This window comes from Stenotrophomonas sp. STEN035, from assembly GCF_056759935.1.
In genome coordinates, this window is record NZ_JBRRDY010000023.1 from 58,547 (window position 1) to 77,294 (window position 18,748).

An 18,748-nucleotide genomic window follows, 5' to 3' on the forward strand; every position below is an offset into this window, starting at 1 on the left:
AAGCTGGTGCACTCACAGATCCCCGGCTTCGCGGCTACGCCGCGCCTACAAACAGCGGCTCCTACAATCTTGTTACGCCGGCAGCGACTGCCCGCCATCCACCGCCAGTACCTGACCGGTGATCCAACGCGCCGCCGGCGAGCACAGGAACACGGCGGTGTTGGCTACGTCCTCGACATTGCCAAAGCCGCCGAACGGGATCTTGTTGCGGATCTGCTCGTACAGCTCGGGTGCGCTGCTGCGGCGCTGCTCCCACAGGCCGCCGGGGAATTCGATCGAGCCCGGGGCCAGTGCGTTGACCCGGATGCGCTCGCGCGCCAACTCGGTGGCCAGCGATACGGTGTAGTAATTCAATGCCGCTTTGGCGGCGGAGTAGGCCGCGGCGCGCGGCGTCGGCACCGAGGCATTGATCGAGCTGATGTTGAGGATGGCCGGCATCGCGCTCAGGCGCAGATGCGGCAGGGCGGCGCGGTTTGCGCGCACGGCAGCCATCAGGTCGATATCAAAGCCGGCCTGCCAGCTGGCATCGTCATTGCCGTTGCCATAGCCTGAGGCATTGTTGACGAGGATATCGACGCCTCCCAATGCGGCTGCAGCGGCATCGATCCAGGCTTGAATCTGCATCGGATCGGCGAGGTCACATTGCTGCGTGTGCGCGGCAGCTGCGCCATCGCCTAGCAGCAGCTCGGCAGCCTGCTGCAGCGCTGCTGCACCACGCGCGCAGATGCTGACTTTCGCGCCTTCGCGGGCAAAGGCCTGGGCGATGGCCAGGCCGATGCCGCGGCTGCCACCGGCAACCAGCACATGTGCGTTCTGTAGCGAAGCGGGGGAATGCATTGCTGTGGTTCCGGTGGACTCAGAGCGCACATTATCCCCGTGTTGTGCATTGCCTGTGGCGAACGTGCTGTTCCGCGCTCAGGGTAGGCCGGGTACGTTCAAGGAGGCGAACAGGATGTTCTGCGCCTTCTTGGCCATCGAGCGCGGTAGTTTGGCGATGAAGGTGTCGCCGGTCAGTGCCATATCACCGCGAAGGATGAAACCGTTGATCTGGGTATAGCTCTTGATGCTGTACTTGTTCCCGTCCTGGCTCAGTTCCAGATACATCGGTGAGGTCAGGATGTTGTTGCCCTTGCGATAGACGCGGGTGCCATCGATGTCGCGGACCATGCGGTAACCCTGCTGGCCTGCCCAGGCATCAACCTTGGCCGCCACGTTCTCATCGGAACTGAATGTGGTGAGGTCATGCGGCTTGCCGCTGTTCCTTGCCATCAGTGCCAGGATGTTGACCAGGGCCAAGCCGCCCAGTGCACCCACGATCATTCCGGTGATCAAACCCATGCTGTCGACTCTTTGAAGTTGGGGCGGCATTCCAGCACATCGCAATGCCTGCTGTCGTGAAAATCCCGCGCTACTTCCAGGTATTGGGCGTTGCGCCACGCTCTGGATGTTTCATCTGCACGATGCAGAAGCGATGGCCAGTAGGTGCTTCCATCACCCACCAGCGTTTGACCTTGCCGATGCGGCGTGCGCCCAGCGCCTCAAGCCGGTCAGCTTCGGCGTCGATATCGTCGGCTTCGATATCCAGATGCACGCGTGATGCGTGGTCGACGCGCTGCACTTCCACGTGCAGCGCGGCCGGCGCGCCCACTAATTCGGCGTACTGCGCGCCATCGTCCTCGGTGTAGCCGGGCTCGGCCTTCAGACCGAGTGCGGGCGCCCAGAATGCGGCGGCGGCATCGCTGTCGGTGCCTTGGCAATCAATGATGAAACCCGCAAGGCGGCTGCGGTGGCTCATGCGGATGCTCCGGTGACAGAGGAGGGCAGCTTACACCCGCTATCCGCGCATGCGTGTTATCGCGCCGTTGGCAGCAGGAGCGGAAGTGCTCAGCCGCCAGGCACTGATGCACAGCACGCTGTACACACACCATTCGGCCAAGCGTTGCAGCAGTCCTCGCCAAGCGTGCAATGGTTCCAGTCCCATCAAAACGAACAGCAGCAGCCAGAGTCCTGCCAAAGTAATCCACAGCACGCGCGTGGTTGGGCGTATTGCAGGTGTGGTGGACAGCAGCATCAGACCCAATGCGGTGCCGAAATAGGTGAACACGCCTAGCAGCGTGTGTAGTGATTGCGACAGGCTGCCGCCAATCGGGCAGCCAAGGTCGCAGGGTGCCAGCGCGGAGCCTATCCACGCCAGCGGCTCGAACATCAGCAGCCAGTAGCCGAATCGACTTGCCCCGCTCACAGGCGTTGTCCGTGCGAATGCGACTAGCAGCAGCGCCGCCAACACGCCAACGGGAATGAAGCCGAACAGGCTGATCAGTCTGGCGTGTTCGCTGCCGGTCGCACCGAGTTCACTGATGTATTGCGATAGCGGTGAATAGCCGGGTTTGAGCGCGGCGCCGCCGAGCAGCATCAGCAGGTATATCGCCACGAACAGCAGGATGAGGCAGCGTTGGTAGCGCATGGGCCCGCCTGTGGTTGCCGTGCTCAACGCACGCGGTTGGACAGGAACAGCTCCACCTTGCCGCAGCTCGGGCAGGCATGCAGGTCGAATTCCTCGCGGTTGACGAACAACTCGCCGATATCGCCCAGCAGGAAGGGCATGGCCTGCGAGCCTTCGTGGAAACGCTTGCGGCCGATGAACTCCATGCGCATGCCCGGGCAACGCGGGCAGTCGATCAAACGTGGTGGCTGCATCCAACTGCGCCCGGCCTCAGGTTGGAAGTCGCGTGGCGGCGGTGCGCCATCGGCATGGGTGCCGCACTTCCAGCACTGGTCGAAGTTGTCTTCGTTGACTTCCTTGCAGTTGCTGCAGGTCCAGGTGCCCATGGCGGTTTTGCTTGTAGATGTGGGTGGGGCAATCGTAGCGCTGGAGTTGTGGTTTGGCGTTACAGGTGGGTGATGTTTTTTTGGGCTGGTGGGAATTGGGCGAAAGATGAAGATCAAGAGCTGCCCTCACCCCAACCCCTCTCCCGCAGGCGGGAGAGGGGCTCAGTGCACTACGAGGCGACGCATTGCTAGCCCCTCTCCCGTTTACGGGAGAGGGGTTGGGGTGAGGGGAAGCTTCTAACAAGCAAACCCAACGCAAACGCCAAACAAAAAAAAGGCCCGCATCGCTGCGGGCCTCAAATAACGCTACCAACAAAACTATCAGTGAATCTTCGCCAGATCATCGATCAGCACGCGCAGGAAGCGCGCCGCTTCGCCGCCGGTGCAGGCGCGGTGATCGAAGGTGACCGACAGCGGGATGACCTTGTGGGTTTCAATGCCGCCCATCACCGGGGTGACCTGGAAGCGGGCACGGCCAGCGGCAACGATGGCCACGCACGGCGGTACGACTACCGGGGTGGCGTAGCGGCCGGCGAACATGCCGAAGTTGGACAGGCTGATGGTGTAGCCGCTCAGTTCCGACGGTGCGATCGAGCGGTCTTCCACCTGCTGGCGCAGACGGTTGATGCCTTCGCGCACGCCGCGTGCATCGAGCATGTCGGCATTGCGCAGGGCCGGCACGAACAGACCATCGTCGGTGTCCACGGCAATGCCGATATCGACCTGCGCGTGCAGGGTGCGGGTGAGGTTGTCACCGTCGAACCAGGCATTCATTGCCGGCACGGCCTGGCAGGCGCTGACGATGGCGCGGACCAGACGCGAGGTCATGTCGTTGCCCGGTGCCCAGGCATGGATGTCGGCGTCGTCGCTGAGCGTGGTCGGTACGACCTTGCTATGCGCGTCGGCCATCACCCGTGCCATGTTGCGGCGCACGCCCTTGAGTGGTTCCGGCTGGCCCTTGGCGACCACGCCCGGAGGAGCAGTGCGCATCGGCTTGCCGGCGGCAGACAACGGGGTGCGAGCGCTTGAGCCCCTCTCCCCCTGGGAGAGGGGTTGGGGTGAGGGTACGGCAGCTGCAGTGGAGCTCGATGCAACTGCCACTGTTCCAGTGGAAGAGGGGAGCAGGGCGGACGGATTTGCCGCCGCCTGCTTCACATCATTCATCGTCACCGCGCCTTCGGCGCCGGTGGCGCGCACGCGGCTCAGATCGACGCCGAGCTTGCGTGCCATCGCACGCACGGCCGGCACTGCCTTGACGCCACCGACGGCCACGGCCTGTTCGGTGTGCACGGCATTGGAGCTGACCATCGCGCCGACCACGGTGCCTTCGTCGGCACGTTCGGCTGCAGCGGCGGCCACCGGTGCAGGTGCTGCGGCAGGCGCGGGCGCGGCTTCGGCCGGTGCGCCGTGGTGATGGCCGGTGTCCTGGCCTTCCGCGCGCTGCGGCAGGTTGGGGTCGAGCTCGAAACTGGCCAGCACGTGGCCGGTCACCACGATGTCACCGGCCGGGCCGGCCAGCTTCAGCACCTTGCCGGAATACGGTGAGGGCACTTCGACCACCGCCTTGGCGGTTTCCATTGCCACCAGCGGCTCGTCGAGCTTGATCACGTCGCCTTCCTTGACGAACCACTCAACGATGGTCGCGTCCGGCAGGCCTTCGCCCAGGTCGGGCAGGTTGAAATTCTTGGTCTGGCTCATGTGAGTTTCTCTTCCAGCAATTCAAGTTCGCGCGCCGGCAGCCAGCCCTGCGCGCCATCGGCGCGCTCGGACCACCACCAGCCACCATGTTCGTGATGCAGCCGTACCTGCTCCCCGCGGTCAACGTCCAGCTCGCGTGCGCTGTAGTCACGCAGCGCTTCGGCACGGCCATTGTCCAATACCTGCAGCCAGGCCACCGGCGCCCAGCCGGCGCTGCCTTCGCTGGTTTTCACCCAGGCGAAGGCCGGCCATTCTTCGTCGCGTACACCGAGCTCGACGATCTGCCCGGTACGGAACTGCAGGGGGTTGCGGTATTGGCTGCGGTAACTGCCAATCAAGCGTGCCAGCATGTCAGCCCACCGCGACCGCGCGCTTGGCGGCGGTCACGATCCGCTCCACGCTTGGCAGGTACTTCATCTCCAGGCGGAACAGCGGGATGTGGGTGTCATAACCGGCAACGCGCTCGACCGGTGCCAGCAGGTCGTAGATCGACTCTTCGGCCAGGCGGGCGGCGATCTCGGCACCAAAACCAGCGGTCTTCGGCGCTTCCTGCACGATCACGCAGCGGCCGGTCTTGGCCACGGACTCGGCGATGGTGGCGAAGTCCAGCGGGCGCAGCGTGGCCACGTCGATGACTTCGGCGCTGATGCCTTCGCCGGCCAGCTTGTCGGCCGCTTCCAGTGCTTCCTTGACCTGTGCGCCCCAGGTGACCAGGGTCACGTCGGTGCCGTCACGCAGCACGAAGCACACGTCCAGTGGCAGTGCTTCGCCGTCATTGACGACCACTTCCTTGTACTGGCGGTAGATGCGCTTGGGCTCCATGTAGATCACCGGATCCGGCTCGCGGATCGCGGCCAGCAGCAGGCCGTAGGCGCGCTGCGGGCTGGACGGCAGTACCACGCGCATGCCCGGCACATTGGTGAAGATGGCCTCGTTGGCTTCGCTGTGGTGCTCCGGCGCGCGGATGCCACCGCCCCACGGCACGCGCAGCACCATCGGGCAATGCAGGCGGCCGCGGGTACGGTTGCGAAGGCGTGCGGCGTGGCAGATCAGGTGATCAACCATCGGATAGACGAAGCCGTCGAACTGGGCTTCGGCCACCGGCTTCATGCCCTGTGCGGCCAGGCCGACGGTCAGGCCGGCGATGGTGGTTTCATCCAGCGGGGTGTCGAGCACGCGCTGCGAGCCGAACTGCTGCTGCAGGCCGGCGGTGGCGCGGAACACGCCGCCGTTGACGCCCACGTCTTCGCCCAGCACCAGCACCGATGGGTCGTGTTCCATTTCCCAGGCCAGGGCCTGGGTGACGGCTTCGATGAGGGTGATCGGGGTAGCTGTCATCGGGGTGTCTCCGCTGTTGCTCGCCGCGCTGTGCGCGGCGCCGTGATCGTGGCTGGCCGAGGTGACGGCAGCATTGCGCTTGATGTCATCCATGGCGCTGCTCCAGGGCGATGGCGGCAGCACGCTGCGCCAGCAGGTCCGGCGGCGGATCGGCATACAGGTAGTCGAACATGGCCTCGACCGGCTGCACCGGGCAGTTGAGGTAGGCGTTGACCTCCTCATCCACGCGGGTGCCACATTCGGCGATCCAGTTCTTTTCTTCTTCCTCGCTCCACACGCCGTTCGCGGTCAGGTACCTGCGCAGGCGGATCAGCGGTTCATTCAACCAGGCCGACTTCACTTCGGCGTCGTCGCGGTAGCGGCGGGCGTCGTCGGCGGTGGTGTGGTCGGACAGACGGTAGGTGAGCAGTTCCAGCACCGTGCCGCCCTGGCCGGACAGGGCACGTTCGCGCGCCTGTTCCATCGCCGCCATCACCGCGATCAGGTCGTTGCCGTCCACCTGCAGGCAGAACAGGCCGCCGGCCAGGCCCTTCTGGGCCAGGGTTTCGGCGCCGGTCTGGGCCGAGCGCGGTACCGAGATGGCCCAGCCGTTGTTCACCACGCACAGGATCAGCGGCAGCTTGTAGGCACCGGCCGAATTCACCGCGGCGTAGAAGTCGGTCTTGGAGCTGCCGCCATCACCGCAGACGCTGACCGCGACCTGCGGCATGTTGCGCAGCTTGAACGACAGCGCCGAACCGGCCGCGTGCAGGCACTGGGTCGAGATCGGTACGCAGATGGGGAAGTCGCGGACCGCATCGCTTTCGCGGTCGTAGTCGCTGCCGCGCTCGTCGCCGCCCCAGTACATCAGGACGTCACGCGGGCGCACGCCGCGCATGAACATGGCGCCGTACTCGCGGTAGCTGGGGGCGAACACGTCGCCGCTCTTCATGGCCGCGCCGATGCCGACGTGGGCCGCTTCATGGCCCAGGCAGGAGGCGAAGGTGCCGAGCTTGCCGGTGCGCTGCAGCGCCACGGCCTTGGTGTCGAACACCCGCGTGGCCAGCATCTGCTTGAACATCGGCAGCAGCGAGCGTGGATCACGCAGCGAGGCGGGAAGATCGTCACGTACCAGGTTGCCGTCGGCATCCAGGTACTGCAGGTAATCGATTTGGAACTGGGCGGAAACCGTCATTGCAGCAACACCTTAGACAGATGGTTTCAAATGATAGGAATTACGCATGGTAAGGACTCAGTCCGAAAAAGCCGTCCTGCGCCGCAACAAGATTGACCGGGTATAGGCCAGGTTTGTTCCGCGGAACTCAACTCGGGCGAGCAATTACAACGTATTCAGTCTGTGACAACAGGAACGGCACATTGTCGCGCTGCTTGGGTTTGCGCGTGTTTCGATTCCGTTTGCGCGGGAGCCGGTGCTGCCCCCTCCCTTGCGCGTTGCGCAGGGGAGGGCTGGGGAGGGGTGCTCTGTTCTTGACGTGACGTCTTCACGGATTCCCGTTTTGGGCGTTGCAGCCAGAACCAAGGCACCCCTCCCCAACCCTCCCCTTTGCCTGTGGCAAAAGGGAGGGGGCAGATGGCGTGGCCTGCGTTACCCTTGCCGCCCCCTCTGATGGCCAGGCCGATGACCGTAGAAAAGAACCAGCGTGAGCTCGAAGCCGGTATCCATACCGATCTGCAGGGCCGGCTCACCTACGGCGGCTATCTGCGCCTGGACCAGTTGCTGACGGCCCAGCAGCCGCTGTCCAACCCGCCGCACCATGACGAAATGCTGTTCATCATCCAGCACCAGACCTCGGAGCTGTGGCTCAAGCTGCTCGGCCATGAGCTGCGCGCTGCCCGCGGCCATATGCAGCGCGACGAGGTCTGGCAATGCCGCAAGGTGCTGGCCCGGGCCAAGCAGGTGTTGCGCCTGCTGACCGAGCAATGGGCGGTGCTGGAGACCCTCACCCCCTCCGAATACATGGGCTTCCGCGACGTGCTGGGCCCGTCCTCGGGCTTCCAGTCGCTGCAGTACCGCTATATCGAATTCCTGCTGGGCAACAAGAACGCCGACATGCTCAACGTGTTTGCCCACGACCCGGAAGGGCAGGCGCAGCTGCGTGAGGTGCTGGAAGCACCAAGCCTGTATGAGGAGTTCCTGGCCTACCTGGCGCGCTTCGGCCATGCCATCCCGGCCGCCTACGAAGGCCACGACTGGACCCAGTCGCATATCAGCGACCCGGCCCTGCGCCAGGTATTCGAGAACATCTATCAGGACACCGACCGCTACTGGCGTGAGTATTCGCTGTGCGAGGACCTGGTCGATCTGGAAACCCAGTTCCAGCTGTGGCGTTTCCGCCACATGCGTACGGTGATGCGGGTGATCGGTTTCAAGCGCGGTACCGGCGGTTCCAGCGGCGTCGGCTTCCTCCGGCAGGCATTGGAGCTGACTTTCTTCCCCGAGCTGTTCGAAGTGCGTACCACTATCCGCGGCGACGCCTGAGCCCTTGCCAGGGTTGAAAATCCAGCCTATTCAGCGGCTTGCGCTGCACCATGGGTCGGGCCCGGAGCGCCCGCCCCAGCCATGGCGCAGCTGTTGGTTGCAGCAGTATGTATTTGACGTGAAGCCGACGCTTCTGTGATCCTCGCCCGTCGCGCCGGTTCCGGCCGACTTGCTTGCATTACTTACCCATCGAATTATCAGGGGACACCGCATGAGCGCTGCCGCGCCGAATTCCGAACCAACCCCGGCGCCCGTGCCGGAGTTCAAGACCATCCTCGGCCATCCGAAGCCATTGTGGATGCTGTTCATGGCCGAATTCTGGGAGCGCTTTGCGTTCTACGGCATTCGCTGGGCGATGGTGCTGTACATCGTCGCGCAGTTCCAGGGCGGCCTGGCCTCGGGCGAGAAGCCTGCAGCCGAGCTCTACGGCGCCTACCTGGCGCTGGTCTATGCCGGTGCCATCTTTGGTGGCTACGTCGCTGACAAGCTGGTTGGCTTCCAGCGCTCGATTCTGCTGGGCGCGTTGTTCATGGCCATCGGCCTGTTCATGCTGGTCTCGCCCAGCGAAATGATCTTCAAGCTCGGCCTGGCCACGATCATCGTCGGCAACGGCCTGTTCAAGCCGATCATTTCGACCATGGTGGGCAAGCTGTACGTGCAGGGCGACGCACGCCGCGATGCCGGTTTCACCATTTTCTACATGGGCATCAACATCGGTGCACTGCTGGCCCCGGTCATCACCGGTGCACTGGCCAAGATGGTCTTCGGTACCGAGCAGGACCCGCATTACCAGTGGGTGTTCATCGCCTCGGGCATCGGCATGGTGGCCAGCCTGATCTGGTTCTGGTTCGGCCGCAGCCAGCTCAAGGGCATTGGCCTGCCGGAAGAAGGTCAGAAAAGCCTGAGCCGGGTGGCACTGGTGGCCGCGCTGGGTCTGCTGGTCGGCATCCCGGTGTTCTACTTCCTGCTGACCATTGATGCCAATGCGCTGCAGGCGATCCTGATGGCGCTGTTCATCGTGCCGGCAGTGATGCTGCTGGTCGAAGGCATCCGCAGTGGTTCGGTCGCGCGTGACAAGGTGATCGCCATGCTGGTGATCTTTGTCTTCAACGTGCTGTTCTGGATGTTCTTCGAACAGGCCGGCAGCTCGTTCACTTTCCTTGCCGACAAGATCGTCAACCGCGAATTCGGCAGCTGGACCTTCCCGCTGGAGTGGTTCCAGTCGGTGAACTCGGTGGCCATCATTGTCTGTGCGCCAATCATGGCCTGGATGTGGGTCAAGATGGGCAAGGCCAATCCGTCGATCCCGCGCAAGTTTGGCCTGGGCCTGGTGTTCAATGGCCTGGCCTTCCTGCTGCTGATGGTGGCGCTGTCGAGCATGGTCAACGACGCCGGCAAGATCCCGTTCTGGACCCTGTTCGCGGTCTACGTGATCCAGTCCATCGGTGAGCTGTGCCTGTCGCCGATCGGTCTGTCGATGACGACCAAGCTGGCACCGACCCGTCTGGCCGGTATGGCGATGGGTTGCTGGTTCCTGTCGATCGCCATCGGTAACAATCTGGCCGGTATCTTTGCCGGCAAGGTCAGCGGCGAAGGCGGCATGACCGTGGCATCGGCGCAGTCCGGCTACACCTTCGGCTTCTGGGCGCTGGTGGGTTCGGGCGTGGTGCTGTTCCTGGTCGCTCCGCTGATCAACAAGCTCATGCACGGTGTGAAGTAAGGAGTCAGGCGATGAAACTGCTGTTCGGAATGCTTCCCTTGTTGCTCACCGTCGCGCTGGCGGGCTGCAATCAACCGCCCGCTGCCAAACCTGAGAAGGTGCAGCCGCTGGATACCTCCGAACAGAAGACACCGGTGGCTGACACCAGCCAGCCGGTGGCATCGGGCAATACCCCCACCGCAGCGGATATCGCTGCGGTGGCCGGGCTCAACGCGCAGTTCGACCCGGCCCGCGACCCGGTCGCGGATCTGGAAACGGCCAAGGTCGAGGCCCAGCGCGGTGGCAAGCGGATCATCCTGGACGTCGGTGGTGAGTGGTGCTCCTGGTGCCACTTGCTGGACGCCTTCATGGAAGGTGATTCGGAGCTGCGCCGTTTCCGCGATGCCAACTACGTGTGGATGAAGGTCAACTACAGCGAAGAGAACGAAAACGCCGAGTTCCTTGCGCGCTTTCCTGAGATCAAGGGTTACCCGCACCTGTTCGTGCTGGATGCCGAAGGCCAGTTGCTGCATTCGCAGTTCACTGGCGATCTGGAGAAGGGCAAGGGTTACGACCGCGCCAAGTTCGATGCCTTCCTGAAGGAATGGGCACCGCCGGCGAAGTAAGCCAGCGATGTGCTTGAACGAAAACGGCGTCGAGAGGCGCCGTTTTTTTTTTTTGGATATTTTTTGGGCGTCGCCTTGGTGGGAATGGGGCTTCATGCACTTACCTGTTGCCTTTGTAAAGGGTCGTGCCGTGCTGGGCTGGGCACTGCATGGGCATTGCTGGTAGAGCCTCTGCCGAGCATGGCTCGGCACTACATGGATTTACGGGCCGGGTTCATTTTTTCCGCCCGCGGCCGCTAACGAATCAATCCCTCTGCATCCGGCGCCTAGCCCTCCCTCATCATGCAGCCAGCTGCCAGCCCAGATTCCAGCACCGCAACGGTTGAGCAGGAGCTCGCCAGCACCAGTCTGCCGACGGTGGACGAACTGCTGGACGAAAGTGCCGCGCCGGAAGAGTCCGCACCGCCGCCGCGCTATCGGCTGCCGCAGGCCGCAGTGCCGCCCAACATCATGTTGCAGTCGGCCGTCATCCGGCTGGTGGAACAGAAAGAGCAGATCGACCAGATAGCACGCAATGGTTTGCTGGCTGGCCTGCTGCCGCCGGAGTGGAGTGCGTCGCCCGGCAACGAACTGCGCGCCTTCGTCGCCAGCGTGGTGCCGTTTGCCTCCGACAACGTGCGTGGCGAAACCATCGCCGCACGGGTGCCGTTGAAGTTCCTGCTCGGCCATTCGCAGCGCTGGGGCAAGCCCGATGTGGCCGAACCCAATTCCCTGTCGGCCTTTCTGGCCAGCGATGAGCGCGCCAACAGCGGCGTCAGCGATCATGCCGAGGTCATGCTGCTATCGCCGTTGGGCTTGGGCTGGGCGCATTCCGGCCGCAGCCGCGTCGGCTTCCTGCGCGCGATGGGCGTGGAATCGATGGCGGCACGGGTGACGGCGTTGCCTTACCCGGCGCCGGAACAGCTGGCGCTCTACCAGGTCAACAACGACGGCCTGACCCAATTCTGGTGCGTGATGGACAAGCGCCGACTGCGCGCGCTGCCGGTGCCCGCCTTGTCACTGCCGCTGTTGACTGCCTATGGCGTTGCTGCGCCAGAAGCATGGCCGTCCAACTGGCCGGCACCGGCCGACGTTGGCGCGGAGTTGGCGTTGGCGCGCACGGGCAAGGGCACTGCCGAAGTCGATCTGGTCAAGCTGGTGGACAAAATCAGACGTGACCAAGCCAACGATGCCTGGACCGGCGCCAGCCTGATGCAGCTGCACACCTGGGTGCCGCGCTGGCGGTTCTTCCTGACCTCGTTCATCGGTCTGCCGGCCGGCTTGTTGCTGCTTGCAGCATTGGCGTTGCCCGGCCGCGTGGAGGCGGCGGCGGTGGCGGCGGCATTGGGTTTTGCAGGTGGTGCGATCGCGGCCCTTGCCGCGCCGTGGATCTATGCGCGGCGCAAGCACCTGAGTTGATCGTCGCTGACGATCAACCCTCGTTCATGCGCTGCAGACCGGCATCGGCCAAGCGCGTGATCAGGCGTTCGAGTACCTGTTCCTCGTCCTCTGTGAGCGCCGACATCAGGCGCCGTTCCATCTCGATCACCATCGGCGCGATGGTCTCGTAGACCTCGAAGCCTGCGGCCGAAAGCGCCAGCACCGAGCGGCGACGGTCATCCCCATGGGTCTCGCGTTTGATGAAGCCGCGCTCCAGCAGGCGCGCCACGGCGCGGCTGACCGCCACCTTGTCCATCGCCGTGCGTTCGGACACTTCGCTGGCCGAGGAGCCCGGATACAGCGCCAGGATAGTGATCACCCGCCATTCGGGAATGGCCAGGCCGTAGCGCTCGCCGTACAGCCGGGCGATGTTGCCGCTGACCCGGTTGGACAAGACGCTGATGCGGTAAGGCAGGAACTGCTCAAGATCCAGCAACACGTGCGAGGCGCGGATGCTGGTGGACTTGCTGTAATCGGAAGAGCTCATGCTGCAGTGCACCTTGATGGTGGTTTCATGTGAAACTATAACCTTCGGTCCAGACCCGCTTTTTGCGGCGGATCTTCCTGTTTTCATCGCCGGTACCCCGGCGACCGCCATGCTCCCGGAGGCAACTCATGAACACCCCTACTGCATCCAACGCGCCCAACCTGGGCATGCAGGTCACCACCTTTGAAAACCCGATGGGCATCGATGGTTTTGAGTTCGTTGAATTCGGCGCACCGGCGGGGCAGGCTGCCCAGCTGCACGCTTACTTCAAGAACATGGGGTTCACGGCCGTCCTCCGCCACCGGCAGCGTGCTATTACCGTCTACCGTCAAGGCGGCGTCAACTTTCTTGTGAACGAGGAGCCGAATTCGTTCGCCGCCGACTTCGCCGCCAAGCACGGTCCGAGCGCCTGCGGCTTCGCCATCCGCTTCCAGAAGCCGGCTGACGAAGTGCTTTCCATGGCCTTGGGCAACGGTGCCGAGGAAGTCGACCTGCTGGCCGAGACCCGCGCGGTGCCGGCGCCGGTGATCAAGGGCATCGGCGATTGCATGCTGTACCTGGTGGATCGTTACGGCGGTGCCGGAAGCATCTACGACACCGACTACGAGCCGATCGAAGGCGCCGACCAGAACCCGGCCGGCTTCGGCCTGACCTTCATCGACCACCTGACCCATAACCTGTACCTGGGCAACATGCAGCAGTGGTCGGATTACTACGAGCGCCTGTTCAACTTCCGCGAGATCCGCTACTTCGACATCAAGGGGGCAAAGACCGGCCTAGTGTCCAAGGCGATGACCGCACCGGACGGCGTCGTGCGCATCCCGCTCAACGAGTCGTCCGACCCGAAGAGCCAGATCAACGAATACCTCGACGCCTACAAGGGCGAAGGCATCCAGCACATCGCCTGCTTCACCGACAACATCTACGACACCGTCGAAGCGATGCGTGCACAGGGCATTGATTTCCTGGATACGCCGGACACCTACTTCGACGTGGTCGACCTGCGCATCCCGAACAACGGCGAAGACGTTGAGCGCCTGCGCAAGAACAAGATCCTGATCGACGCCGACCCGGAAACCAAGCAGCGCAAGCTGCTGCAGATCTTCACCAAGAACTGCATCGGTCCGATCTTCTTCGAGATCATCCAGCGCAAGGGCAATGAAGGTTTTGGCGAAGGCAACTTCCAGGCCTTGTTTGAAAGCATCGAGCGCGACCAGATGGATCGTGGCGTGCTGTAAGACGTAACGCGCTATAGGACATAGCCCCTCTCCCGCTGGGAGAGGGGTTGGGGTGAGGGCGAAGCTGCTAAAGATCATGAAAGGCGCAAGGAGGCCGCTTCATGAGCTATAGCAGAAAACCGCCGATACCCACCGTTACCCTTGGTCGTGCCCGCAGGCTTCGTCGTAACCTGACCGACGTCGAGCGCAAGCTCTGGAACAGGTTGAGGAGCGGCCAGCTGTGTGGGTTGAAGTTTCGCAGGCAACATCCGGTTCCGCCGTATATCGTGGATTTTTACTGTGAGGCCAAACGGCTGGTAGTGGAGCTGGATGGCTCACAGCACAATGAAGACGTCGATCGCGTACGCACTCGATTCCTGGAACAGCAAGGTTTGACCGTATTGCGCTTCTGGGACAACGATGCGCTGCTGCAGTTGGATGCGGTGCTGGAAGCCATTTTGATGATGGCTGAAAGCCCTACCCTCACCCCAACCCCTCTCCCGGAGGGAGAGGGGCTTTAAGCGGCAATGCTTCGGCTCTTACCCTCACCCCAACCCCTCTCCCGGAGGGAGAGGGGCTTTGAACGCAACAACACAGGCAGGTTCGTGATGGTCAGCAACGCTTATCAATCCGGCTTCGGCAATGAGTTCGCCACCGAGGCTGTGGCCGGCACCTTGCCGGTGGGTCGTAATTCGCCGCAGCAGGTGGCGCACGGGCTGTATGCCGAGCAGCTGACCGGCACCGCCTTCACCGCGCCGCGCGGCAGCAACCGCCGCAGCTGGCTGTACCGCATCCGCCCGGCGGCGATGCACGGTGAGTTCACCCCGTTCGAGCAGCCGCGCCTGCACAGCGATTTCAGCAAGTCGGCGGCCTCGCCCAACCAGCTGCGCTGGGACCCGCTGCCGCTGCCCAGCACGCCCACCGACTTCATCGATGGCCTGTACACGATGGGCGGCAACGGCTCGGCCGAAGCGCATACCGGCGCCGGCATCCACCTGTACGCCGCCAACGCGGACATGCGTGGCCGCTATTTCTACAACGCCGACGGCGAGCTGCTGATCGTGCCGCAGCTGGGCCGGCTGCGCCTGCGCACCGAGCTGGGTGTGATCGAGATCGAGCCGCAGCAGATCGCGGTGATTCCGCGCGGCGTGCGCTTCGCGGTCGAGCTGCCGGACGGGCAGGCGCGTGGCTATGTCTGCGAGAACTTCGGTGCGCTGTTGAAGCTGCCCGACCTCGGTCCGATCGGCAGCAATGGCCTGGCCAATCCGCGTGACTTCGAAACGCCGGTTGCCGCCTATGAAAACCTCGACGGCCAGTTCGAGCTGGTCGCCAAATTCCAAGGGCGCCTGTGGCGCGCCGACATCGGCCACTCGCCGCTCGACGTGGTCGGCTGGCACGGCAACTACGCGCCGTACCGCTACGATCTGCGCCACTTCAACACCATCGGCTCGATCAGCTACGACCACCCGGATCCGTCGATTTTCCTGGTGCTGCATTCGGCCAGCGATACCCCGGGCACCAGCAACCTGGATTTCGTTATCTTCCCGCCGCGTTGGCTGGTGGCGCAGAACACCTTCCGCCCGCCGTGGTTCCACCGCAACATCGCCAGCGAGTTCATGGGCCTGATCCACGGCGCCTACGACGCCAAGGCCGAGGGCTTCGTGCCTGGCGGTGCGTCGATGCACAACTGCATGACCGGCCACGGCCCGGATGCGGCCACCTTCGACAAGGCCTCGCACGCAGACCTGTCCAAGCCGGACGTGATTACCGACACCATGGCCTTCATGTTTGAGACCCGTGGCGTGATCTGTCCGACCGAGCAGGCGATGGATGCCGCGCACCGCCAGCGCGGCTACCAGGCCTGCTGGAGCGGGCTGCGCAACAACTTCACGCTGCCCAAGGCCTGATTCAGGCCGGCAGCGGTGCTGGCTCCAGCACCGCTGCCAGATGGGTTTCCGGCAGCACTTCCTGCAGGCGCCCACGCACACGCTGGGTGTAACCGTCCGAGGTCATTGCCGGCAGATGGCTCAGTGCCAGCTTCAGTGCCTGCACGGTGTCGCCTTCCTCGCGCGCTGCCTGCAGCAGCTTGTGCAACTGCGCGGCGGTGGGATTGCGCTGCAGGGCCAGGATATCCAGCACATAGATGCGGGCGGCGACCATCGAGCGGCGCCGCTCCGCCGGTGCGCGTGGCATGGCAGCGGCGGGCGACGCGGTCGCCTCGACAAGCGGCCTCGCAGCCGGACTTGTCGCCGGGGGGGCAGGTGGGGATTGCACCTGCAGATAGCCATCACGCTGCAGTTGCGCGATCAGTTCGGGGACGTCGTTGCCCAGCATGCCGCTCAGTTCGGCCAGGCTGCGTTTGCCGTCGCACAGGATCAATGCCCGCCGCTGGCGCAGGTCCAGCGCGGCGCGGTGCGTCTGCAACACGGTGTGGCCAAGTTCGGTCTTGTGCGGTTGCATGGGCGTTGGGCACGGGCGACGTAGGCGCTCAGCCTGTCGCCATCAGGTGAAACCACGATGACAAGCCTGTCTTCGCGCTGGCCGGGCACCGTTGCCGCTAGACTCGGCCGCGAACCCGCCCGGAGCTGCTGCATGAAACGCATTGCCCTGCCGATGTCACTGTTAACCGTTCTGCTGGTGGCCTGCCAGCGCACGCCGCCGGCCGAGCCGGCAGCTGCCGATCCTGCGGCTCCTGCTCCTGCTGCCGTTCCGGCTCCCAGTCCCGCTGGCACTGCAGCCGTTGCTGCCAGCGATGCCGACTGGCAGGGCTATGGCGCCGCCCAGTTGGGTATCGATGCCGAGCAGCTGCGCACGGTATGGACGGGCGAACTGCAGGGCGATGCCGCGGCCGATGGTGGCTGCTATTACCTGTCGCCGGCCGCGCACAGTGAGGGCGGGCCGTTCTTCATGCTGGAGGAGGGCAAGTTCGTGCGATATGACGTGCGCGGTGGCGATACCGCCGCTCCGGGCGGCGGCAAGATCGGCATGGATCTTGCCCAACTGCAGGCGCTTTATCCGCAGGCCGAGCCGTTGCAGCCGCACAAATACGTGGAAGGCGGCAAGGTGCTGCGGGTGCCGGCAACGGACGGCAGCCAGGGTGTGCTGGTGTTCGAATTGGGCGCCGATGGCAAGGCGACGCTCTGGCGCGTAGGCCTGCCGCCGCAGGTGGATTACGTGGAAGGCTGCGGCTGATACGCTGCGGCGGTCATAGGCAGTAGCGCGGGTATGCTCCGGGCACCGCCGTCATCACTGCAGGGGAGGGAGGCGCAATGTTCGAAGCTATCGCATGGTTTGTCCTGGGGCTGGTGCTGCTGGCCCTGGGCGGTGATTCCATCGTCAAGGCCGCCTCTGGCCTGGCCCAGCGCTTCGGTGCCTCGCCCTTTGTCGCCGGCTTGTTGCTGGTGGCCTTCGGCACCTCGTTGCCGGAGCTGGTGGTCAATGCCCGTGCTTTCGCCGTCGGTGCGCAGGAGTTGGCGCTGGGTAATGCGGTCGGCAGCAATATCGTCAATGTCGGCCTGACCCTGGGCCTGGCCGCGCTGGCTTTCCCGCTGGTGGTGCGCACGCGGCTGTTGTCGCCGTTGCTGGTGCTGCTGGCGGTGACGACGCTGGCCTTGATCGTGTTCGGCCTGGATGGCGCGATCAGCCGTATTGAAGGCATCGTGTTGCTGCTGGGCTTTGTCGGTGTGCTGGCCTTCCTGCTGAAGCGGGCGCGACACGAGCCGGTGGAGTTGCAGGAAAGCATCATCAACTACGCTACTACCCGTACCGTGCTCGGGCTCAACATCATCCGTCTCGTCATCGCGGCGGTGGTGCTGTACTACGGCGCGCGTTTCGTGGTGCAGGCGGCGCCGGTAATCGGCGCAGGCTGGGGCATGTCACCGTTGCTGGCCGGCTTGTTGCCCGTAGCCATCGGTACTGCGTTGCCGGAAGTTGCTGCGGCCATTGCTGCTGCACGGCGCGGGCAGGGTGACATGGTCGTAGGCCACGTGATCGGCTCCAGCCTGTTCAATGTGCTGGTGGTGATCGGCGGTATGGCAGCACTGCGGCCAATGCCACTACCGGCCTCGTTCGTGCGCCTGGAACTGCCGGCGGCAATCGTGTTCGTGTTGATGCTGTACCCGATGCTGCGCGGCGACCTGAAGATCAGTCGTGGCGAAGGCGCGGTGCTGTTCGTCGCGTTCCTGGCGTGGGTCGGGCTGGAGCTGGCGCTGTTCGCCGTGTAGGAGCGGCGTAAGCCGCGAAGCCGACAGCGTTGAAAGCGCAGGATCAAATGCAATCACAAGCCATGTTGCCGGAGCTGTTGCAGTGGCTTCGCGGCTTACGCCGCTCCTACAGGTACAGCGGCGCTGTCTCTTGTACTCATCGCCGGTGCTGGGCTTGAATCAATGTTTCTGGGCTGACAAGGAGTCGAGCATGCGTAGTCTGTTGTTGATGTCGGTTCTATCAATGGGCTTGGTGGGATGTGCCCATGTTGAACGAAGCACGGCATGGGTGGACCCAGCTATGGCGGTGCAGATGGCGGCAGCGGCTGGGCCGCAGCGCGGGGTAGATGGCGTGTTTGCGCTGACGGTGCGTGCCAGTGGCAATGCCGATGGCAGGTTGTACCTGAACTCCCAATCGGACTACCGCGATCCGCGTAACCTGAGCATCAGCATCGGGCCCGATGCGCTTCAGGAGATGGTGGCTCAATACGGGTCGGACCCCGGCACAGCCTTGAAGGGACGCGCGATTCTCGTGCGGGGTACGGCGCGGATGGTGCGTATCGGGTTCGTTGCTGATGGCAGGCGCGTCAGCGACAAGTATTACTACCAGACGCATGTGCGGGTAGATGACGCCACGCAGCTGCAGCTGCGCTGAAGCGTACCTGTAGTGGGGGGGCCCCGCGCGGGCGGCGGTAGCGCCGGCAGGGGAAAGCGCCCACTGGTGGGGACCTCCACAGGGTCCGGCCTAGAGGGG

The 18,748-nt window shown here is 64.0% G+C and carries 21 protein-coding genes; 10 read left to right on the forward strand and 11 right to left on the reverse strand.

From position 1 onward, the window contains the following. Positions 1–72 precede the first annotated feature (72 nt). The 9 genes from ACVOLL_RS13470 to pdhA all read right to left on the reverse strand — a co-directional run bounded on the left by ACVOLL_RS13470 (position 73) and on the right by pdhA (position 7,039). The gene (locus tag ACVOLL_RS13470) at positions 73–837 is read right to left on the reverse strand and encodes an SDR family NAD(P)-dependent oxidoreductase (protein ID WP_481513356.1); all 765 of its coding nucleotides are present in this window, start codon (positions 835–837) and stop codon (positions 73–75) included. Between the two features lie 78 nt (positions 838–915). Then, positions 916–1,338: a hypothetical protein gene (locus ACVOLL_RS13475; RefSeq protein ID WP_481513357.1), complete on the reverse strand. Its 423-nt coding sequence runs from the start codon at positions 1,336–1,338 to the stop codon at positions 916–918. Between the two features lie 70 nt (positions 1,339–1,408). Then, the gene (locus ACVOLL_RS13480; RefSeq protein ID WP_481513358.1) at positions 1,409–1,795 is read right to left on the reverse strand and encodes a VOC family protein; all 387 of its coding nucleotides are present in this window, start codon (positions 1,793–1,795) and stop codon (positions 1,409–1,411) included. Between the two features lie 39 nt (positions 1,796–1,834). Further along, on the reverse strand, positions 1,835–2,464 hold the full coding sequence (locus tag ACVOLL_RS13485; protein ID WP_481513359.1) for a DUF998 domain-containing protein: 630 nt from the start codon (positions 2,462–2,464) through the stop codon (positions 1,835–1,837). Between the two features lie 23 nt (positions 2,465–2,487). After that, positions 2,488–2,829, reverse strand: a complete 342-nt coding sequence (locus ACVOLL_RS13490; RefSeq protein ID WP_282273279.1) for a hypothetical protein — start codon at positions 2,827–2,829, stop codon at positions 2,488–2,490. Between the two features lie 321 nt (positions 2,830–3,150). Continuing rightward, complete coding sequence (locus tag ACVOLL_RS13495) at positions 3,151–4,527, reverse strand: dihydrolipoamide acetyltransferase family protein (RefSeq protein WP_481513360.1); 1,377 nt, start codon at positions 4,525–4,527, stop codon at positions 3,151–3,153. Then, entirely contained in the window at positions 4,524–4,877 is a 354-nt protein-coding gene (locus ACVOLL_RS13500) for an SH3 domain-containing protein (RefSeq protein WP_313170923.1), read from the reverse strand. Before ACVOLL_RS13500 ends, ACVOLL_RS13495 begins: the two co-directional genes overlap by 4 nt. Position 4,878: 1 nt before the next feature. Beyond that, complete coding sequence (locus tag ACVOLL_RS13505; RefSeq protein ID WP_481513361.1) at positions 4,879–5,958, reverse strand: alpha-ketoacid dehydrogenase subunit beta; 1,080 nt, start codon at positions 5,956–5,958, stop codon at positions 4,879–4,881. After that, a complete protein-coding gene (gene pdhA / locus ACVOLL_RS13510) occupies positions 5,951–7,039 on the reverse strand; it encodes a pyruvate dehydrogenase (acetyl-transferring) E1 component subunit alpha (protein WP_481513362.1) in 1,089 nt (362 codons plus the stop codon). Before pdhA ends, ACVOLL_RS13505 begins: the two co-directional genes overlap by 8 nt. 444 nt (positions 7,040–7,483) lie before the next feature. On the opposite strand from pdhA, the gene ACVOLL_RS13515 reads away from it, so the two are divergent. The 4 genes from ACVOLL_RS13515 (at position 7,484) to ACVOLL_RS13530 (ending at position 12,067) form a co-directional block, all read left to right on the forward strand. After that, positions 7,484–8,344, forward strand: coding sequence for a tryptophan 2,3-dioxygenase (locus ACVOLL_RS13515; RefSeq protein WP_481513363.1), 861 nt, complete (start codon positions 7,484–7,486; stop codon positions 8,342–8,344). Positions 8,345–8,555: 211 nt separating this feature from the next. Continuing rightward, the gene (locus ACVOLL_RS13520) at positions 8,556–10,064 is read left to right on the forward strand and encodes a peptide MFS transporter (protein ID WP_481513364.1); all 1,509 of its coding nucleotides are present in this window, start codon (positions 8,556–8,558) and stop codon (positions 10,062–10,064) included. Positions 10,065–10,075: 11 nt separating this feature from the next. Continuing rightward, positions 10,076–10,669, forward strand: a complete 594-nt coding sequence (locus ACVOLL_RS13525) for a thioredoxin family protein (RefSeq protein WP_481513365.1) — start codon at positions 10,076–10,078, stop codon at positions 10,667–10,669. 282 nt (positions 10,670–10,951) lie between these two features. After that, entirely contained in the window at positions 10,952–12,067 is a 1,116-nt protein-coding gene (locus ACVOLL_RS13530; protein WP_481513366.1) for a hypothetical protein, read from the forward strand. Between the two features lie 13 nt (positions 12,068–12,080). Here the strand turns inward: ACVOLL_RS13530 and ACVOLL_RS13535 are convergent, their stop codons facing one another. Further along, a complete protein-coding gene (locus ACVOLL_RS13535; protein ID WP_282271784.1) occupies positions 12,081–12,575 on the reverse strand; it encodes a MarR family winged helix-turn-helix transcriptional regulator in 495 nt (164 codons plus the stop codon). Positions 12,576–12,703: 128 nt separating this feature from the next. Between ACVOLL_RS13535 and hppD the strand changes: the two genes are divergently transcribed. The 3 genes from hppD to hmgA all read left to right on the forward strand — a co-directional run bounded on the left by hppD (position 12,704) and on the right by hmgA (position 15,699). Continuing rightward, positions 12,704–13,813, forward strand: a complete 1,110-nt coding sequence (gene hppD / locus ACVOLL_RS13540; RefSeq protein ID WP_481513367.1) for a 4-hydroxyphenylpyruvate dioxygenase — start codon at positions 12,704–12,706, stop codon at positions 13,811–13,813. A 101-nt stretch (positions 13,814–13,914) separates the two neighbouring features. Then, positions 13,915–14,313, forward strand: coding sequence for an endonuclease domain-containing protein (locus tag ACVOLL_RS13545; RefSeq protein WP_481513368.1), 399 nt, complete (start codon positions 13,915–13,917; stop codon positions 14,311–14,313). Positions 14,314–14,400: 87 nt separating this feature from the next. Further along, positions 14,401–15,699: a homogentisate 1,2-dioxygenase gene (hmgA, locus tag ACVOLL_RS13550; protein ID WP_481513369.1), complete on the forward strand. Its 1,299-nt coding sequence runs from the start codon at positions 14,401–14,403 to the stop codon at positions 15,697–15,699. Between the two features lies 1 nt (position 15,700). Here the strand turns inward: hmgA and ACVOLL_RS13555 are convergent, their stop codons facing one another. After that, on the reverse strand, positions 15,701–16,252 hold the full coding sequence (locus ACVOLL_RS13555) for a hypothetical protein (RefSeq protein ID WP_481513370.1): 552 nt from the start codon (positions 16,250–16,252) through the stop codon (positions 15,701–15,703). Between the two features lie 153 nt (positions 16,253–16,405). Here ACVOLL_RS13555 and ACVOLL_RS13560 point away from each other — a divergent pair, with 153 nt between their 5' ends. From ACVOLL_RS13560 to ACVOLL_RS13570, 3 genes are all read left to right on the forward strand, one after another. Further along, entirely contained in the window at positions 16,406–16,984 is a 579-nt protein-coding gene (locus ACVOLL_RS13560) for a lectin (protein WP_481513374.1), read from the forward strand. A gap of 77 nt (positions 16,985–17,061) precedes the next feature. Then, entirely contained in the window at positions 17,062–18,015 is a 954-nt protein-coding gene (locus ACVOLL_RS13565; RefSeq protein ID WP_481513371.1) for a calcium/sodium antiporter, read from the forward strand. A gap of 280 nt (positions 18,016–18,295) precedes the next feature. Next, positions 18,296–18,649, forward strand: coding sequence for a hypothetical protein (locus tag ACVOLL_RS13570; protein WP_481513372.1), 354 nt, complete (start codon positions 18,296–18,298; stop codon positions 18,647–18,649). Positions 18,650–18,748: the final 99 nt, after the last annotated feature.

Bases quoted from the DNA above. Each gene is read 5' to 3' on its own strand.
- hppD (WP_481513367.1), top strand. From the start codon at position 12,704: ATGAACACCCCTACTGCATCCAACGCGCCCAACCTGGGCATGCAGGTC.
- ACVOLL_RS13490 (WP_282273279.1), bottom strand. From the start codon at position 2,829: ATGGGCACCTGGACCTGCAGCAACTGCAAGGAAGTCAACGAAGACAAC.
- ACVOLL_RS13570 (WP_481513372.1), top strand. From the start codon at position 18,296: ATGGCGGTGCAGATGGCGGCAGCGGCTGGGCCGCAGCGCGGGGTAGAT.
- ACVOLL_RS13480 (WP_481513358.1), bottom strand. From the start codon at position 1,795: ATGAGCCACCGCAGCCGCCTTGCGGGTTTCATCATTGATTGCCAAGGC.
- ACVOLL_RS13520 (WP_481513364.1), top strand. From the start codon at position 8,556: ATGAGCGCTGCCGCGCCGAATTCCGAACCAACCCCGGCGCCCGTGCCG.
- ACVOLL_RS13560 (WP_481513374.1), top strand. From the start codon at position 16,406: ATGTCACTGTTAACCGTTCTGCTGGTGGCCTGCCAGCGCACGCCGCCG.
- ACVOLL_RS13515 (WP_481513363.1), top strand. From the start codon at position 7,484: ATGACCGTAGAAAAGAACCAGCGTGAGCTCGAAGCCGGTATCCATACC.
- pdhA (WP_481513362.1), bottom strand. From the start codon at position 7,039: ATGACGGTTTCCGCCCAGTTCCAAATCGATTACCTGCAGTACCTGGAT.
- ACVOLL_RS13535 (WP_282271784.1), bottom strand. From the start codon at position 12,575: ATGAGCTCTTCCGATTACAGCAAGTCCACCAGCATCCGCGCCTCGCAC.
- ACVOLL_RS13545 (WP_481513368.1), top strand. From the start codon at position 13,915: ATGAGCTATAGCAGAAAACCGCCGATACCCACCGTTACCCTTGGTCGT.
- ACVOLL_RS13475 (WP_481513357.1), bottom strand. From the start codon at position 1,338: ATGGGTTTGATCACCGGAATGATCGTGGGTGCACTGGGCGGCTTGGCC.
- ACVOLL_RS13530 (WP_481513366.1), top strand. From the start codon at position 10,952: ATGCAGCCAGCTGCCAGCCCAGATTCCAGCACCGCAACGGTTGAGCAG.
- ACVOLL_RS13525 (WP_481513365.1), top strand. From the start codon at position 10,076: ATGAAACTGCTGTTCGGAATGCTTCCCTTGTTGCTCACCGTCGCGCTG.
- ACVOLL_RS13470 (WP_481513356.1), bottom strand. From the start codon at position 837: ATGCATTCCCCCGCTTCGCTACAGAACGCACATGTGCTGGTTGCCGGT.
- ACVOLL_RS13500 (WP_313170923.1), bottom strand. From the start codon at position 4,877: ATGCTGGCACGCTTGATTGGCAGTTACCGCAGCCAATACCGCAACCCC.
- ACVOLL_RS13565 (WP_481513371.1), top strand. From the start codon at position 17,062: ATGTTCGAAGCTATCGCATGGTTTGTCCTGGGGCTGGTGCTGCTGGCC.
- hmgA (WP_481513369.1), top strand. From the start codon at position 14,401: ATGGTCAGCAACGCTTATCAATCCGGCTTCGGCAATGAGTTCGCCACC.
- ACVOLL_RS13495 (WP_481513360.1), bottom strand. From the start codon at position 4,527: ATGAGCCAGACCAAGAATTTCAACCTGCCCGACCTGGGCGAAGGCCTG.
- ACVOLL_RS13505 (WP_481513361.1), bottom strand. From the start codon at position 5,958: ATGGATGACATCAAGCGCAATGCTGCCGTCACCTCGGCCAGCCACGAT.
- ACVOLL_RS13485 (WP_481513359.1), bottom strand. From the start codon at position 2,464: ATGCGCTACCAACGCTGCCTCATCCTGCTGTTCGTGGCGATATACCTG.
- ACVOLL_RS13555 (WP_481513370.1), bottom strand. From the start codon at position 16,252: ATGCAACCGCACAAGACCGAACTTGGCCACACCGTGTTGCAGACGCAC.